This is a genomic window from Pseudomonas prosekii, assembly GCF_900105155.1.
Lineage (GTDB): Bacteria > Pseudomonadota > Gammaproteobacteria > Pseudomonadales > Pseudomonadaceae > Aquipseudomonas > Aquipseudomonas prosekii.
In genome coordinates this window covers 533,250-549,130 of record NZ_LT629762.1, presented here as the reverse complement: position 1 = coordinate 549,130, position 15,881 = coordinate 533,250, and the positions used below count along the sequence as shown (strand labels likewise).

At 58.4% G+C, this 15,881-nt stretch carries 15 protein-coding genes; 5 read left to right on the top strand and 10 right to left on the bottom strand.

Annotation, left to right across the window (positions count from 1 at the left end; all coding sequences use genetic code 11):
* From BLU01_RS02515 to BLU01_RS02500, 4 genes are read right to left on the bottom strand one after another with little or no spacing between them, the layout of a single operon-like run.
* Window positions 1-648 (bottom strand): CpsD/CapB family tyrosine-protein kinase, encoded by a 648-nt coding sequence (locus BLU01_RS02515; protein ID WP_092270390.1) that lies wholly within the window; start codon window positions 646-648, stop codon window positions 1-3.
* Complete coding sequence (locus BLU01_RS02510) at window positions 649-1,395, bottom strand: sugar transferase (protein WP_092270387.1); 747 nt, start codon at window positions 1,393-1,395, stop codon at window positions 649-651.
* A gap of 18 nt (window positions 1,396-1,413) precedes the next feature.
* Window positions 1,414-2,460, bottom strand: a complete 1,047-nt coding sequence (locus BLU01_RS02505) for an NAD-dependent epimerase (protein ID WP_092270384.1) — start codon at window positions 2,458-2,460, stop codon at window positions 1,414-1,416.
* Complete coding sequence (locus BLU01_RS02500; protein ID WP_092270381.1) at window positions 2,457-3,809, bottom strand: UDP-glucose dehydrogenase family protein; 1,353 nt, start codon at window positions 3,807-3,809, stop codon at window positions 2,457-2,459. The genes BLU01_RS02505 and BLU01_RS02500 overlap by 4 nt, the downstream gene beginning before the upstream one ends.
* A 389-nt stretch (window positions 3,810-4,198) precedes the next feature.
* Between BLU01_RS02500 and BLU01_RS02495 the strand changes: the two genes are divergently transcribed.
* A complete protein-coding gene (locus BLU01_RS02495; protein WP_092270379.1) occupies window positions 4,199-5,896 on the top strand; it encodes a sulfatase-like hydrolase/transferase in 1,698 nt (565 codons plus the stop codon).
* Between the two features lie 73 nt (window positions 5,897-5,969).
* On the opposite strand, the gene BLU01_RS02490 is transcribed toward BLU01_RS02495, so the two are convergent.
* Together BLU01_RS02490 and BLU01_RS02485 are read right to left on the bottom strand one after the other, a co-directional pair.
* Window positions 5,970-7,910, bottom strand: a complete 1,941-nt coding sequence (locus BLU01_RS02490; RefSeq protein ID WP_092270376.1) for a PDDEXK family nuclease — start codon at window positions 7,908-7,910, stop codon at window positions 5,970-5,972.
* Between the two features lie 118 nt (window positions 7,911-8,028).
* Window positions 8,029-8,982, bottom strand: coding sequence for a YncE family protein (locus BLU01_RS02485; RefSeq protein ID WP_092270373.1), 954 nt, complete (start codon window positions 8,980-8,982; stop codon window positions 8,029-8,031).
* Window positions 8,983-9,160: 178 nt separating this feature from the next.
* Between BLU01_RS02485 and BLU01_RS02480 the strand changes: the two genes are divergently transcribed.
* From BLU01_RS02480 to BLU01_RS02465, 4 genes are all read left to right on the top strand, one after another.
* Window positions 9,161-9,829 (top strand): ABC transporter ATP-binding protein, encoded by a 669-nt coding sequence (locus tag BLU01_RS02480; RefSeq protein WP_092270370.1) that lies wholly within the window; start codon window positions 9,161-9,163, stop codon window positions 9,827-9,829.
* A gap of 1 nt (window position 9,830) precedes the next feature.
* Window positions 9,831-12,302, top strand: coding sequence for an ABC transporter permease (locus BLU01_RS02475; RefSeq protein WP_092281432.1), 2,472 nt, complete (start codon window positions 9,831-9,833; stop codon window positions 12,300-12,302).
* A complete protein-coding gene (locus BLU01_RS02470) occupies window positions 12,292-13,380 on the top strand; it encodes a lipocalin-like domain-containing protein (RefSeq protein ID WP_092270368.1) in 1,089 nt (362 codons plus the stop codon). The genes BLU01_RS02475 and BLU01_RS02470 overlap by 11 nt, the downstream gene beginning before the upstream one ends.
* Before the next feature lie 61 nt (window positions 13,381-13,441).
* On the top strand, window positions 13,442-13,684 hold the full coding sequence (locus BLU01_RS02465) for a hypothetical protein (protein WP_092270365.1): 243 nt from the start codon (window positions 13,442-13,444) through the stop codon (window positions 13,682-13,684).
* 466 nt (window positions 13,685-14,150) lie between these two features.
* On the opposite strand, the gene BLU01_RS02460 is transcribed toward BLU01_RS02465, so the two are convergent.
* From BLU01_RS02460 to BLU01_RS02445, 4 genes are all read right to left on the bottom strand, one after another.
* Complete coding sequence (locus tag BLU01_RS02460) at window positions 14,151-14,594, bottom strand: immunity 22 family protein (RefSeq protein ID WP_231987127.1); 444 nt, start codon at window positions 14,592-14,594, stop codon at window positions 14,151-14,153.
* A gap of 139 nt (window positions 14,595-14,733) precedes the next feature.
* Window positions 14,734-15,069: a DUF7716 domain-containing protein gene (locus tag BLU01_RS02455; RefSeq protein WP_092270360.1), complete on the bottom strand. Its 336-nt coding sequence runs from the start codon at window positions 15,067-15,069 to the stop codon at window positions 14,734-14,736.
* A 261-nt stretch (window positions 15,070-15,330) separates the two neighbouring features.
* Window positions 15,331-15,603, bottom strand: a complete 273-nt coding sequence (locus BLU01_RS02450) for a hypothetical protein (RefSeq protein WP_092270356.1) — start codon at window positions 15,601-15,603, stop codon at window positions 15,331-15,333.
* Window positions 15,604-15,613: 10 nt separating this feature from the next.
* Window positions 15,614-15,865, bottom strand: a complete 252-nt coding sequence (locus tag BLU01_RS02445) for a polymorphic toxin type 46 domain-containing protein (protein WP_092270353.1) — start codon at window positions 15,863-15,865, stop codon at window positions 15,614-15,616.
* Between the last annotated feature and the right edge of the window lie 16 nt (window positions 15,866-15,881).

The following is a 15,881-nucleotide window of genomic DNA, read 5'->3' as shown; positions in this document are numbered from 1 at the left end:
TTAGAGGTTTTTGTAGAGCCACTTGGGCATGTAGTACTTGCGTCGGTTGAACACGCTGCCGACCAGTTTTGCCCCGGCCTGAGTCAGGCGCTGGACGGCGGCCTGGGCCACTTCCCAACGCGTGTCTTCGGCGCGAACGACCATGATCACGCCGTCCACCTGGGTGCTGATGACCAGTGTGTCGGCGGCCGAATACACCGCGTCGCCGTCAATCACGACAAAGCGGTAGCGGCTGCCCAACTGGTCGAGCAACGGGCTCAGGCGTTCGGCGGTGAGGTGTTCGGTGCCGCGGATTTGCCGGCCGTTGGGCAGCACGTCGAACGGCAGGCTGGAGGTTTGCACCACGCAATCCTGCAGCAGTGGCGGGGTGCCGCTGCTGAACAGCAGGTCGCGGAAGCCGCGTTCTTTCTGCAAGCCGAGTTGCGCGGTGAAGTTGGTCGCCGACTGGCTGGCGTCGACCAGCAGCACTTGGCCGCTGCTCATTTGTGCCAGTTGGCTGGCCAGCACCAGGGCGCTGGTGGTGGTGCCTGCGCCGGGGTTGGCGGCAGTCAGGAATAGGATCCGCAGATCTTGATCGAGCACGGTCGATGTCAGGTTGGACTCGCTCGGGTTGGCAATGCTCAGGCTTTTATTGGTTGAACCGTCCATTTAACTTGCTCCGTGGCCGCTGAATACTTTGAAGGGGGTTTTCAACAGAATCTTCAGATCAAGCAACAGGCTCTGCTCGGCGATATAGCTGAGGTCCAACTCAACGCGCTGGTCGAAGTCAATGTTGCTGCGCCCGGAGATCTGCCACAGGCCGGTCATGCCGGGGTAGATGCTCAGGCGGGCAAGGTGGTTATCCTTGTAGCGGTAGGCGTTGAACGAGGTAGGCCTGGGGCCGACCAGGCGCATGTCGCCGGTAAAGACGTTGATCAGGTTCGGCAGCTCATCGAGGCTGCTGCGCCGCAGGAACCCACCGATACGGGTGATGCGCGGGTCCTTGTCGATCTTGAAATCAATCGCGTCGGCGCCGTGCTTGTTCAGGTGCCGCAAGGATTCCTTGAGCTCCTCGGCGTTGGCGACCATGGTGCGAAACTTGTACATGCCGAACACGCGGCCGCGATAACCGGTGCGCTTCTGCACGAACATCACCGGGCCCGGGCTGCTCAACTTGATCGCCACCGCGAGACCGAGCAACAGCGGCGAAATCGCTAGCAGAATCACCAGAGCGCCGATGCAGGCGACCACCCGATTGGTGCGCGACAAGGTCCAGGGCCGGCCGCCGTCACGCCCGGTGATCCAGCCGCGACCCTGCATGTGGATCGCGCTGTCGAGGCGCATTCGGTGTTCGGGGTCCAGGCGTTTGTCGCGCCGCAGGTTTTGCAGTGGCACACCTTTTTCATGTCCAGTCATAGACGCCTCCGCTCAAGTTCAGCCCAAAAGCTCAGCCGCAAGCGGCGCGTGGGCAGGCAGTGGGTAGTAATCGCGAAACCAGGCGACGAACCGGCGAAGGCCCTCGTCAAGCTCGATACGCGGGTGGAAACCAGTGTCGCGTTCCAGCTCGTGGACATCGGCACAGGTGTTGAGCACATCCCCCGGTTGCAGGGGAAGCAGCTCGACATTGGCTTTGCGGCCCAGATGTTTTTCCATCAGGGCGAGGTAATCCTTGAGTTCCACCGGGTGTTCGCCACCGATGTTGTAGAGCCGCCACGGCGCCATGCTGGTGGCCGCGTCCGGTTGCTCGCGGTCCCACTGCGGCGAGGCAACCGGTGGCCGCTCGACCAGGCGGGCAATGCTTTCGACGATGTCGTCGATGTAGGTGAAATCGCGTTGATGCTGACCGTAGTTGAACAACTTCAGCGGGCTGCCTTCGACGATCGCCTGGGCGAAGCGGATCGGCGACATGTCCGGCCGGCCCCACGGCCCATAAACAGTGAAAAAGCGCAGGCCGGTGCAGGGAATGCCGAACAGATGGCTGTAACTGTGGGCCATCAGCTCATTGGCTTTTTTCGTCGCCGCGTACAACGACAGTGGGTGATTGACGCCGTGGTGCGTCGAGTACGGTGTTTGTTGATTGGCGCCGTACACCGAACTCGACGAGGCGTAGATCAGGTGTTTGACCGGGTGGTGTCGGCAGCTCTCGAGAATGTTCAGGAACCCGCAAAGGTTGCTGTCCAGGTACGCCTTCGGGTTATCCAGCGAATAACGCACACCGGCCTGGGCCGCGAGGTTGATCACCACCTCTGGTTGTTCACGGGCAAACAAGGCGTCGATGGCCGCAGCGTCGGCGAGGTCAATCTGTGCGAGCGGGAAACTGCCGACTTGCGACTGCACCCAGCGCACCCGATCGTGCTTGAGTTGCGGGTCGTAATAGTCGTTGAAGTTGTCCAGCCCGCAGACCTGATGCCCGTCGCGCATCAGCCGCAACACGCAATGGGCACCGATGAATCCCGCCGCTCCCGTCACCAGAATCTTCATGGGCGCAGCACCTCGGGAACCACGTGGCGCAGGCCGATGCCGCTGTAATGCAGACCGGCGGCGGCGACTTGTTCAGGGTTGTAGAGGTTGCGTCCGTCGACGATCACCCGCGAGCGCAGCTTGCTCGCGAGCACGTCGAAGTCGACCACGCGAAAGTTCTTCCACTCGGTGCAGATCACCAATGCATCGGCGTCTTCCAGGGTGTCGTCGCGGGTCGCGCACAAATGCAGGTCGTTGCGATAACCGTAGATGCGCCGGCATTCGGACATGGCTTCCGGGTCGTAGGCCTGCACGCTTGCACCCTCGGCCCACAGCGCTTCCATCAGGTAACGGCTCGGCGCTTCGCGCATGTCATCGGTGTTCGGCTTGAACGCCAGACCCCAGATCGCGATGGATTTGCCGGCCAGGCCTTGAGGAAATTGCGCTTTGAGTTTGCTGAACAGGATGTGCCGCTGGGTATCGTTGACGTCGGTTACGCTGCGCAACAGCCGCAGCGGCATGCCGTTGTGTTCGGCGGTATGCAGCAGGGCGCGCAGGTCTTTGGGGAAACACGAGCCGCCGAAGCCGCAACCGGGGTAGATAAAGTGATAACCGATGCGCGGGTCGGAGCCGATGCCTTTGCGCACCGCTTCGATGTCGGCGCCGAGCAATTCGGTGAGGTTGGCCAGTTCGTTCATGAAGCTGATGCGCGTGGCGAGCATCGCGTTGGCGGCGTACTTGGTCAGTTCGGCGCTGCGGTTGTCCATGAACATGAGTTTTTCGCGGTTGCGGCAGAAGGGCGCGTAGAGCTCGGTCAACTGGTCGCGCGCCACGTCGTCGTTGGTGCCGACGATGATCCGGTCCGGGCGCATGCAATCGGCAAGGGCGCTGCCTTCCTTGAGGAACTCCGGGTTGGACACCACGCGCACCGCCAGCGCAGCTTTGCCGCGGCGTTGCAGTTCTTCATTGGCGGTGACGATGACCTTGTCCGCCGTGCCGACCGGCACCGTCGACTTGATGATCAAGGTGCGATCGGCTTCCATGAAATTGGCAATCTGCCGCGCCACGTTGAGCACGTGGCTGAGGTCAGCGGAGCCGTCTTCATCGGCCGGCGTGCCGACCGCGATGAAGATCAGCTCGGCGTGCTCGACCGCGTCGCTGGCCTGAGTGGTGAACAGCAAACGACCTGCCTTGATGTTCTCTTCCAGCGTGCTGGAAAGTCCTGGCTCGCTAATAGGCGGAACAGCTTGTTGCAGCTGTTTAATCTTGTTCGGGTCAATATCGACACACAACACTCGGTGTCCGACATCGGCAAGTGCTGCTGCTTGAATCAGGCCGACGTAGCCCGTACCAAATACGCTCACGTCCATATTGGCGTGCCTCGTAAGACGGTTAAAAAATCAGGAATTAGACTGTCAAAAGGGGTATAGCCCAGCCGCAGAAAAACGTGTCAGCAAAATGACATGTTGCACTGTTAGTACACCGCGATATTTACGGGCGAATTGCCATCAAAGGCTTGATGTAGCTGGATTTGCCGCGGTTTTGACGGGTTTTTCACATTTAAAAGAAAACGATAAACGGTCGAAAGCCCCGGCGGGCAAGGGCTGTAGCGCCTTGAGTGTGTCAGATTTGAGTCAACAATTTTTTGACGCTTTTTGAAAATGTCGGACATTTCTTGCGGTTTGATGGCCCGGTGCTAGTGTCAAAAAATGGCCGACAATCTATTGGCCAGACGCCCTCCACGAGACGTGCAAATACTATGAATCGATACCTTAAAGAACTGCTCTTAGTTTTGTACTTACTAAAGAATTATGACTATTACCTCGAACGTCTAAGTGCGTTGGGCATTGGTATTCCATTACTTTTATTTGGCGCCATGTTTGCGGCGCTGGTTATTGCGTTGTTTATGACGGCGTATATCCGTCAAACATTGATTCGGCATCTGTTCGCAGGGGCGATGTTTGCTTCGGCAGTGTTCTTCGACGTCTATACGCGGGTGACCGCTGACTACCTGACGTACAGCAGTTTTGTCTCGCTGGTGTACTCGGGCGGGTTCATTCAGGAAGCGGCGTACCAGTACCGCGATCCGCTGATCAGCGGTTTGCTCGGTGGTTTGCTGCTGCTGTTCGGCATCGGCCTCAAGCCGCGTCGGCGCCTGCGCTTGCCGGGCGCGGTGCTGGTGGCGGCGCCGCTGATGGGCGTGTTGCTATTGAGCGCGGTGCTGTTCGTCAGGGCGGGCGAGGGCGCGCGTGGCTTGCCGATCATGTACACGCCGCTGGCGTATCTGAACCTGTTTACCTACGAGGCCCTGCAAAACACCGTCGGCCCGCGCGAACCGGTAAAACTGGCGCGCAACGAGCAACCGGTCGGCCACGACATCGTGCTGATCATCGACGAAAGCATCTCCGGCAATTACCTCGACATCAACGCGCCGTTCGGCGTGCACAGCAACCTCAAGCAAGCGCGGCCCGGCGTCGATATTTTCAATTATGGCTACGCCGCTTCCATCGCCAATTGCAGCGCCGACACCAATATCACCCTGCGCTACGGCGGCACCCGCGCCGACTACATGCGCATCAACACCACGTTGCCGTCGATCTGGCAGTACGCGAAAAAAGCCGGGCTGCGCACCGTCTACATTGACGCCCAGCGCACGGGCGGCAACCTGCAGAACCTGATGAACGATGCCGAGAAAAAAGACATTGACGAATTTGTGCAATTCGACAAAACCAGCGTGCTCGACCGCGACATGGCGGCCGCGACCAAGCTCATCGAATTGCTCAACGACGGCACGCCGCAATTGGTGGTGATCAACAAGGTCGGCGCGCATTTTCCGGTCCACGACAAATACCCGGACGCCTTCATGACCTATCGCCCGACCTTGCCGCGCGGGCAATTTGTCGAAGTGGCGGATACCAGCAAACGCGATGGCTTCAATGGTCAGCCGGACGATTGGATGCTCTACCGCAACGCCTACAAAAACACTTTGCTGTGGAACGTCGGGGAGTTTTTCTCGCGGCTGTTTGCCCAGGCTGACCTGAGCAATGCGGTGCTGATCTACACCTCGGATCATGGCCAGGATCTGCATGAGCGCGGCAATCCTGGGCTCAATACCCACTGCGGCGGTGATCCGGTGGAAGAAGAAGGGCTGGTGCCGCTGGTGGTGATTCAGGGCAGCGATTTGCAGACGCTCGACTGGTCAGCGCAATTGACCGCGAACAAGGATCGCTCCAGCCACTACAACATCTTCCCGACGATGTTGCAGTTGATGGGTTACGACCTGGCGGGCGTTGAAGCGGTGTACGGCAAACCGCTGAACGTGGCGACGGCGGATGACTTCACTTTCAACTACCGGTTCAACGCGCGGCTGGGGGCGAAACCGCAGTGGAAGCACATCGACCTGAAAACGATTGTCACGCCGGCCGAGTCGGCGACGAGTGTGGCGGCGGGGCAGTGAGGGAATGATGAGCGGGGCGGGCCTCTTCGCGAGCAGGCCTGCCCATTCAACTCAATCTCCATTGGTTGTGCGATCAACGAAACATATCGCAGAGCATGTCTTCGCGCATCCTGAGCCAGACCGGCATCAAGCTGTGAGTCAGCCAGCGGTAATCGGTGTCGGACAAATCATGCGTCGTCTCACAACAACAAATGATCGAGCGCAACGTCATCTCCAGTCTTGCAGCACCGGCGCGACCTTCGAGATTGGCCAGCAGGTGCAAAATCCCTTCGCCCAGCGGGCGGCTGTCCAGGCCTAAATTACCCCTGACATAGTCGTGGTGGCATTCCGGGAGCTTGTGCGCGAGTTCTTCGACACATGCCGTAGCGACCTGAACCAGCGCCGGCTCAATGGCGGCGTCGCGCTGATAAACGCTGAAGTGTGATTGCATCTGATGCAGGCTCTGGATGGTTTCCCGGGCGGAGCGGAACTCATTGAAAGCGCGGGTGGCCATGCCGGCCTTGGAGTAGAAGTGACCCTCAAGCTGATGTCGCGCGGGAGCTACGTTTGATGTAGCTACGTTTGATGTAGCTCCGTTCAAGTCAGCGCCGTTCAAGGTGTGGCGCAGCTTGTTCAGCCACGACAGATTCTGGTACTGCTGGCGTTCATACCAGCGCAGAACGCGCGGTATCAACTGCTCGGCGAACCACTGATGGGTGATCTCGGCATTCCACTGTTTGCGCGGACTGAACTGTACTGCGCCGCCGTGGATTTTTGTCGGTGACCAGCCCAGCGTGATCATGTCTTCACCAAAGCCATTGATGTGGCCACCCTCCTGGAAGACGTAGGCAATAAGGTGATGGCCGGCATCCAGATCGCTGGTTTTACGCGGCACGTACACCTTCAACATGCCACTTCCCGATGATTCAAAAATATGCTCGGGCGAGTCACCGTCATCGGATTGATGCTGCCGGGTGTAATCGCAAATCAAACGCCACAGCGCGCGCGAGATTCGATAGAGGCCATAGGTATTTCCGGCGTCACGGTGCAGGCGTTTGAAACGCAGTACCTGCCATTTTGCTTCGAGGGTTTCGATGGCTGCGCGATAGGGTCCCCAGGCTTGTTTCAATGCCCAGATCAAATCATCCAGCTCCTGTTTCTCCAGAGTCAGCCGCGATTGCTGCGTACTCAGGATATATTTTTGATCATTGTTATAACTGCGATGCCCAAATGGCACCGCATCACCTTCTTGGTAGTGACTCACCCACTGCAGCCACGCCACCACTTCGTCGCGATCCAGACCGAGAATGATGCCGCTGAGGTCGGCTCGCCCAAACGACAAAATGGCTGACGGCCTTGGATTTTCTTGCGTTGGCGTCAGCAGTTCGAGGCGGATCGTGGTGTTTTCCAGCGTGACGAGTGAGTCCTGGATGGAGACGTAACGCGGGCGGAACGTCTGGCTGTCCGGCTCGGGCATCGGCAGCTCGTTGCAAAAACGCTCCTTGATCGCCTTGGAAAAGAACGTTTGCACCAGATGCGGCGCTTCACGCAGAAGCTCGACGATGCAGCTTTTGTCCCACAGTTGCGCGTCAATGCCTTGCGCGGCGAGGCTTTGCTCAGCGGCATCCCAGGCGTGGTAGGCCTTGCGGTCATCATCGACGTCGATCGACAGGCACAGGATGTACTGCTGCGTTTGCGTCGCGAGTTTGCCGTTGCAAAAGTGCGCGACCCACTGCTTGATGTCGCTGGCCTTGATCTGCTTCCAATGCTTGACCTGCGCCACGTGCCTTTTTTGTGCTGCGGGCAAGCGCCAGGTGACATCGATGCCTTCCTGGGCCTGGCCGGGTCGTCCGTATTTGAACGAGCGCACGTCGTAGCGATGCTGGATCAGCCGGGCACAGAGCTTTTCGAAGTTCGGCCACGTCAGATCGTGCAATGGCAACGTTTCGATTTGCGGGTCCAGCACATGACCTTCGAAGGGCGTCGGTTCGGCCAGAAGGTCATCCGGGGACAGGGGATCAAAGGGGGCGGACATGATTGGATCCAGCAATATGAGTGCGCCGATTTAACGACACCTGCCAGCCCTCGCACAACCCGCGGCTCAGTGCGGGGTGGCGGCGACGCTGCAATGCGAGGTCATCGATTAAAACTTCTCAGTCCAGCGCCACCACCCAAACCGCATTGCCAAACGAATCGCAGAGGTACAACCGCGTGCCATCGGCGCTGAACACCGGGCTTTGCGGATAAAGACCTGCCTGAAAGCGGCTGACCACTTGCCAGGTTGCGGTGTCGATGATCGTGACGTTGCGTTCAGCCGCGCTACAGCAACACGCGAGTGCACCATTCGGGCTGAACGTCAGGCCGTGCGGCAGCGGCGGAACCGGCAGCAGGTCGACCACGTCGTAGCTTGCCAGATCGATCTTGGCGACGATCCGCTCATCCGTCCGGTAAGGCGCGTAGCCGAAATCCCCCGCAGGGCTGAGCGCGAATTCCTCGAAGGGATCGGGCAGTGACAGCACCGTAGTGATCTCACCGGTTACGCTATCCAGCACGTTCAGCGCGTGGCGCAGGTAATCGCAGATGAACAGGCGTCCATCGCGACTGAGCACCGCAGCGCTGGCGAACGGACCGGTGATGAAGCGCTTGATCAGCCTGTCGCTCGCGGTATCGATAATGCACAACTGGCCATTGCCGGCGCTGTTGGCGTGCACGTAGAGGCGTTGACTGTGGGTATCGATGGTCATCGCATGCCCTTCGCTGGCAGCGATTTCGCCGACGATTTTGCGCGCCGAAATATCAATCACAATGACTTTCGATTGCCCCAGTCCGCCGACATATGCGCGATTTCTTCGGGCATCGACAACGATCGCCAGTGGTCGGATCGGCAGCGCTATCACCGCGATCACGCACATCGCATCAGTGTCGATCAGCGACAGCGTGCGGTCCTCGGTATTGCACACGAGGGCCAGACAATCGTTGGCGGCCAGCGCGAGGCTGTTGGGTTCCCGACCGACTTCGACCACGCCGATGACCAGCGGCTTGCGCAGGAATTTGCCGACGGTTTTGGCGTCGGTCTTGCGGCTGATGTGCAGTGACGTTTTCATCATTCGAGCCTCTTTCCTGCGCAGCGCTGGTGGGCAAAGCGATGACCATCCCCGGTATCAGACACTCCTTGCATGACATTATTAGATACCCGCGCCTGCGCGCCCGCTACTGTTAGAACTGTCAGGTAACCTGCGGTCGCGTCCGCTATCCTTGCCCCACGCTTATCAAACGGGTTTGCCCATGTTGTCTGTCCAAGGTGTCTACAAAAGCTACGCCACCCCGCAAGGTCCATTGCCAGTGCTGCAAGGCATCGACCTGACGCTGAAACCCGGCAGCAGCCTGGCGCTGATGGGCGAGTCGGGCAGTGGTAAAAGCACCTTGCTGCACCTGATTGCCGGGCTGGACAAGGTCGATCGCGGCAGCATCAGCAGCGGCGAGCATCGGCTCGATCAGATGAACGAAGCGCAACTGGCCAACTGGCGGCGCACTGAAATCGGCTTGGTGTTCCAGCAGTTCAACCTCATCGGCAGTTTACGTGTGGAAGACAACCTGGCGTTTCAGGCGCGGCTGGCCGGGCGTCACGATCCGCGCTGGCAGGCGCATCTGGTGCAGCGGCTGGGTCTGGGCGATTTGCTCCGGCGCTATCCGGAGCAACTGTCCGGCGGCCAGCAACAACGGGTAGCCCTCGGCCGCGCACTGGCCTCGCAGCCAAAATTGCTGCTGGCCGATGAACCGACCGGCAGCCTCGACGAAGCGACCAGCGACGAGGTGTTGAAGTTGTTGCTGGAGTTGCTCGATGACACGCCGACGACCTTGTTGATGGTCACGCACAGTCCGCGGGTGGCCGCGCGGCTGGCGGAAAAAGTCGTGCTGCACCGTGGCCGTCTGGCTGACGCGGACGTGCGCTGAGGTGCGGGTCTTTGCTGAAACCTTGCGCGCGCTGCTCAGCCATTGGCGCCAGCACCCGGTGCAGTTCTTCAGTGTGTTGACCGGGTTGTGGCTCGCCACCAGCCTGCTCACCGGCGTGCAGGCACTGAACAGCCAGGCGCGAGAAAGCTACGCCAAGGCCAGCCAGTTGATCGGCGGCGAACCCCAAGCCAGCCTGAGTGCGCCGAGCGGCGCGGTGTTTTCCCAGCAACTGTTCGTCGACTTGCGCCGCGCCGGTTGGCCGGTATCGCCGGTGCTGCAAGGCCGGTTGACGCTCAAGGAGCACGACGATCAGCGCTTGCAACTGATGGGCATTGAGCCGGTGTCATTGCCGGCCGGTTCGGCGGTGGCGGGGCAGGCCTTGGCAATAGAAGCAATCGTCGAGTTTTTCACCCCGCCGGGCAGCACCTGGATCGCGCCGCAGACGTTGCAGGCGCTGGGGTTGCGCGAAGGTGACCGGCCAGTTGCAGAGAGCGGGCACAGCTTGCCGCCGCTGCACGCGCAACCGGAAATGGCGCCCGGCGTATTGCTGGTCGATATCGGCTTCGCCCAGCAGATCCTCGATCAGCCGGATCAGCTGTCGCGCCTGCTGCTGCCGAAAGACTTCAACGCGCCTTTGCCGGACCAATTCAAAGGCCAGTTGCAGCTCAAAAGCAGTGGCGAAGAAAACAATCTTTCGCGCCTCACCGAAAGCTTTCACCTGAACCTTGATGCCTTGGGATTTCTCTCGTTCGTCGTCGGCCTGTTCATCGTCCACGCGGCGATCGGTCTGGCGCTGGAGCAACGCCGAGGTTTGCTCAGAACCTTGCGCGCTTGCGGGGTCAGCGCGCGGATGTTGATCGCGTGTCTGTCGGTCGAGTTGGGTGGTCTGGCGCTGATCGGTGGCGTCGCCGGGGTCGCCAGCGGTTACCTGCTGGCGAGCGTATTGCTGCCCGATGTCGCCGCCAGTTTGCGCGGTTTGTACGGCGCCGAAGTGGCGGGGCAGCTGAGTTTGAGTCCGCTGTGGTGGCTCAGCGGCGTCGGCCTCAGCCTGCTCGGCGCGCTGCTGGCCGGCGCTAACAGTTTATTGCGAGCGGCGCGACTGCCGCTGTTGGCGCTGGCCAATCCGCAGGCCTGGCATCAGGCGCATGCACGATGGTTGCGTCGCCAAGGTTGGGTCGCTGGCATTGCCGGGCTGATCGCGCTGTCGGCGTGGATCTGGGGTGACAGCCTGGCCAGCGGTTTTGTGCTGATGGCAACGATGCTGCTCGGCGCCGCGCTGGCGCTCCCGGTATTGCTCAACGGCGTGCTCAACCTGGTGCTGCGGCGCAGTCGGTCGGTGCTTGGCCAATGGTTCCTCGCCGATTGCCGCCAGCAATTGCCGGCCCTGAGCCTGGCGCTGATGGCGTTGCTGCTGGCGCTGGCGGCGAACATCGGCGCCGGCAGCATGACCGCCGGTTTCCGCCAGACCTTCAGCGACTGGCTCGAACAACGCCTGACCGCCGAGCTCTACATCAACCCACAAAATCCGGCACAGGCGCGCGAGTTGCAGAGCTGGCTTACACAACAACCGCAGGTCACGGCGGTGCTGCCCAATTGGCAGGTTTCGGTGCAACTGCAAGGTTGGCCGGCGGACGTCTACGGCGTGATCGACCACCCGAGTTATCGTGAACACTGGCCGCTGCTCGAAGCGCTTGGCGACAACCCTTGGCAACGTCTGGCCAGCGACGATACGGTGATGCTCAGCGAACAATTGGCGCGGCGTTTGAAGGTGCGTTTGGGCGATCACCTGGCAATTCCCACGCCGGACGCCACGTGGAGCCCGCGCATCGTCGGGATCTACGCCGATTACGGCAATCCCAAAGGCCACCTGCTGGTCAACGTCGAACACTTGCTGCGCGGCTGGCCGCAGCTCACGCCGAACCGCTTCAATCTGCGCATTGATCCGCCGGCCGTCGCGCCGTTCCTGACTGAGTTGCAGAAGCGCTTCGAATTGGACGACAGCCACATCGTCGATCAGGCGCGGCTCAAGGGTTGGTCGACGCAAGTGTTCGAGCGCACATTCGCCGCCACTGCCGCGCTTAATAGCCTGACGCTGGGGGTCGCTGGCGTGGCGCTGTTCATCAGCCTGCTGACGCAGAGCCAGAGCCGCCTCGGCCAACTCGCGCCGCTGTGGGCGCTGGGTGTGACGCGGCGACAATTGATGCTGCTCAACCTCGGGCAAACCTGGCTGCTGGCGGTGCTGACGCTGATGCTCGCGCTGCCACTGGGCATCGCATTGGCGTGGTGCCTGGACACGGTGATCAATGTTCAGGCGTTTGGCTGGCGCCTGCCGTTGCGGGTGTTCCCGCTGCAATTACTGCAGTTGATGGGGCTGGCGCTGCTCGCCACGCTGCTGGCGTCGGCGTGGCCGTTGTACACGCTGTACCGCACACGCCCGGCGGATTTGCTAAGGACTTTTGCGCATGAGGACTAAGGTTTTCCGGCCGTTATTGGCTTTGTCATTGGCGTGGTTATTGGCGTTGTTAAGCGGCTGCGATAATTCCGCGCCGGTCGAAAAAGGCTTCGCCGGGATGGGTGGCGACGCGGCGGCGTTCACTCCGGTGGTGGCGGGGCGGCCGTTCAGTTTTCCGGCAGACCACGGACCGCACGATGGTTTTCGCATCGAGTGGTGGTACGTCACCGCCAACCTCAAGGACGATCAGGGCGAGGAATTCGGCGTGCAATGGACGCTCTTTCGCAGCGCGTTGAAAGCCATGCCCGAGGCGGCGGGCTGGGCCAACCAGACCATCTGGCTCGGCCACGCAGCGGTGACCTCGGCGACCGCGCATCACGCTGCTGAACGCTACGCCCGAGGCGGCGTGGCGCAGGCCGGTGTAAGCGTGGCGCCGTTCAATGCGTGGATCGATGACTGGCGCTTCAGCAGCGCGAGCGCCGATCCATTGGCTGACATGCAACTCAGTGCCCGCGACAAGGCGTTCAGCTATCAACTACGCCTGACATCCTCTCGACCGCTGGTGCTTCAGGGCGACAAAGGCTTCAGTCAAAAATCCGAACAAGGCCAGGCGTCGTACTACTACAGCCAACCGTTTTTCCAGGCGAGCGGCACGTTGCAAATCGATGGCAAAACCTTCACCGTCAGCGGCCCGGCGTGGCTCGATCGCGAGTGGAGCAGCCAACCACTGACCGCTAATCAAACCGGCTGGGACTGGTTCTCGCTGCACCTGGACAGCGGCGAAAACGTCATGCTCTACCGCATGCGGCAAAAGGACGGCGCGCCTTACCTCACCGGCACCTGGATCGACGCCCAGGGGCAAACTCAATCGCTGCACGGCGACGACATCAGCCTCACGCCGCAAGACACCGCGAAGGTCGCCGGACATCAAATGCCGGTGCGCTGGACCATCAAAATCCCCAGCAAAAACCTCGACATCAGCACCACCGCGCTCAACCCCAACGCGTGGATGGATTTGCGCATTCCCTATTGGGAAGGCCCGGTACGTTTGAGCGGCAGCCACGCGGGGCAGGGCTATCTGGAAATGACCGGGTATTGAGTCGGAACTCTCGCCATCGCGGCGCCCTCCTAAGTTAAGAAACCGATTACTGGAGTGCGCCATGAGCGACGACCTCAAAGCCCCGGACCTCGACACCTGGCAACGTCTGTTCGAGGACAAAGCCTACTGGCAACAATCCCCCGACGCGCATTACAGCGAACTGCTGCGCGTCGCCGACGACTTGCTGGGGCAGGGCGCCATCGACCTCCAACAATGGCAAACCCTGAAAGCCAAAGCCGAGCAATCCCATAAGGATTCGCCGGCCATCAACGTCGCCGAAGAAGTCGACGACCCCGAAGCGTGAGGAGACTCGAATGAAACCGATTAACCAAAGCGAACACCCCGACGAACCACGGCCACCGGGTGAAGTCGAGCGTGATAACGATGCGTTGCGCCCGACTGATCCGAAGAAGCGTGAGGACAGCGGGAAGGGGACTGAGAGTGGAGAATCTACTGCTCAGGAAACTGCGAATACTCCCTGATCAGGGTTTTTGGTCATCGGCGCGCACGGTACTTGACCTTGGTCCGGAGCTGTGCGCTGCCATTCATCACGGGGAATTGTGAGCTCAACGCAGTGGCACACGCCATCACCTAAGGCACCCGTCTGTTCACTGCCTTTGGGGCCTGGGCCGACTTTATCGTAGATGCCAGGATAGGAAATTTCCATATACTTTTATAAGTCGGATTACTGTTCATAGGGAATTCCAAAAGACAGATTTATTTAAGAATGCAGAAATATATCTATTCCTTACGTTCTGTTCTCTGAGAGTTTAGTCTTGGTATTCAAAGCTTCCTCGGTATGTAAAGAGCTTGTTTCTGATTTTAGTATTTTGAGTAGTGCCTGAGAAGGAGTAGTCGTAGATTGCAACTATGGTGTCTATAGCCGCATCGATCAGAGGAGCTTTTTTATCTTTCATGTCAGCCGCGATGTCAAGGTCGTATGAGCATCCGTCAATTGCATTAATTAGAGAATTGGTTGGCTCGATTTTATCTGCTTCGACACTGTCATCGTCAACAAAGCCAAGTGAGAAAGCCTTATCGAACTCAGAACCAAGATAGTCTCCGTCGTCAGAATACTCTGCGCTCATCACATCTCGAAGAGTAGACGGTTCCCAATCGGTATTGGCCGTCCAAATAGAAACGATTTTTTTCGACCCCATTTTTTGTTTCCTCAGTTTTAGTCCTGAAGGTAGAGCATCGGAACCGCCTTCCAATCGCCGTCCAGCCTACTAATTTATGTGTGCAAGTTTATGGGAGCCTATCGTTTCGGCGGGGCAATTTCCGAACCTTGTCTAGCTGCATTCCCATTCAGCAAGCAAAAAGGGAAAGCGGTTATTTTTGTGTGCTGTATTTTCATGGTTTCATGAAGCTGTCGTGCTCATTATAATGTTTAATGGCTTTTAGTATTTCCTCATTTGTAGCAGACATTTTTTGCTTCAGTGCGTTGAATGTAACATCCTCCAAGAGTTCGTCGGTAAACCAAAACTCAAGATTGTTTTGAGTGATGTACTTTGGGAAAATCTCTTCGTCGTCATCGGTAATCTCCGAATATTCATCAATCACGCAGTCGGTTTTCAGCGTCGCTTGGTCCGATGATCCTTTCCCATAAACACAATAGGTCAGTTCTTTTTTCTGAGCCTTTAAGAAATCGATCAGGTCGTTTATCTTGATAGATTGATTGTGTTTCATATCAGTGCTCCAATTATTCCGTTTTTATTTTCCCTTCGCGCCCTTCTCGGCCTCCACCCCAGATGTCTCGTTCGCCTTTGCCAGGGTGCCTCTGCGGCTGTCGTCGATGCCGGCGAGGTTGCCATTGGCATCGTAGGTGTAGCGGCGCTGGAACAGGTTGCGATCCTGCTGGCCAACACTGAGAGAAAAGGGGACAGATTTATTTTCAAACAGAAAATAAATCTGTCCCCTTTTTGTTGACGTCTCGCGGGACTTTACTTTTTAAACGCTTAACAGCCAAGACTCGCACTGGTTCATTTTTTCATTGTCGTCCATGGCATGAGATATTTTCTTATCAATTTCTTTGAATTTATTTGGTTCGTTTTCTTGGTAGAACATCAGCCAGCCGTCTCTACCGTCGTTCTCTATCATGTATTTTTTATCGTCTTTTCTGATGTTTAACGACCAAGATGAAAAGAAGTCTGGATGGTCCGAAAACACCGTTACCTTAAAGCCGCAACGACTTGCCATGTTATATAAATTAGTTTGCTTCATTCGTAGTCTCTTAGATTTTGATAAATAACTGGGTTTTTTCAAAGTTACCTTTAGCGCTGCTAAAGACTTGAGTACCCCCACCTGATGACGGTTGCGTCATTCCTTTTACAGACCACGTATCATCAATCGATTTGGCTGTCGATTTCAATACTGGCGTTTTTTCTGTCGTTCGATAAATGCCTTGCAGTTTTAGTTCCACCGTTCCTGCTGCGCGATTATCTCTGCGAAAAGGGGACGGATTTATTTTGAGAATGGAAAACAAATCTGTCTCCCTTTGT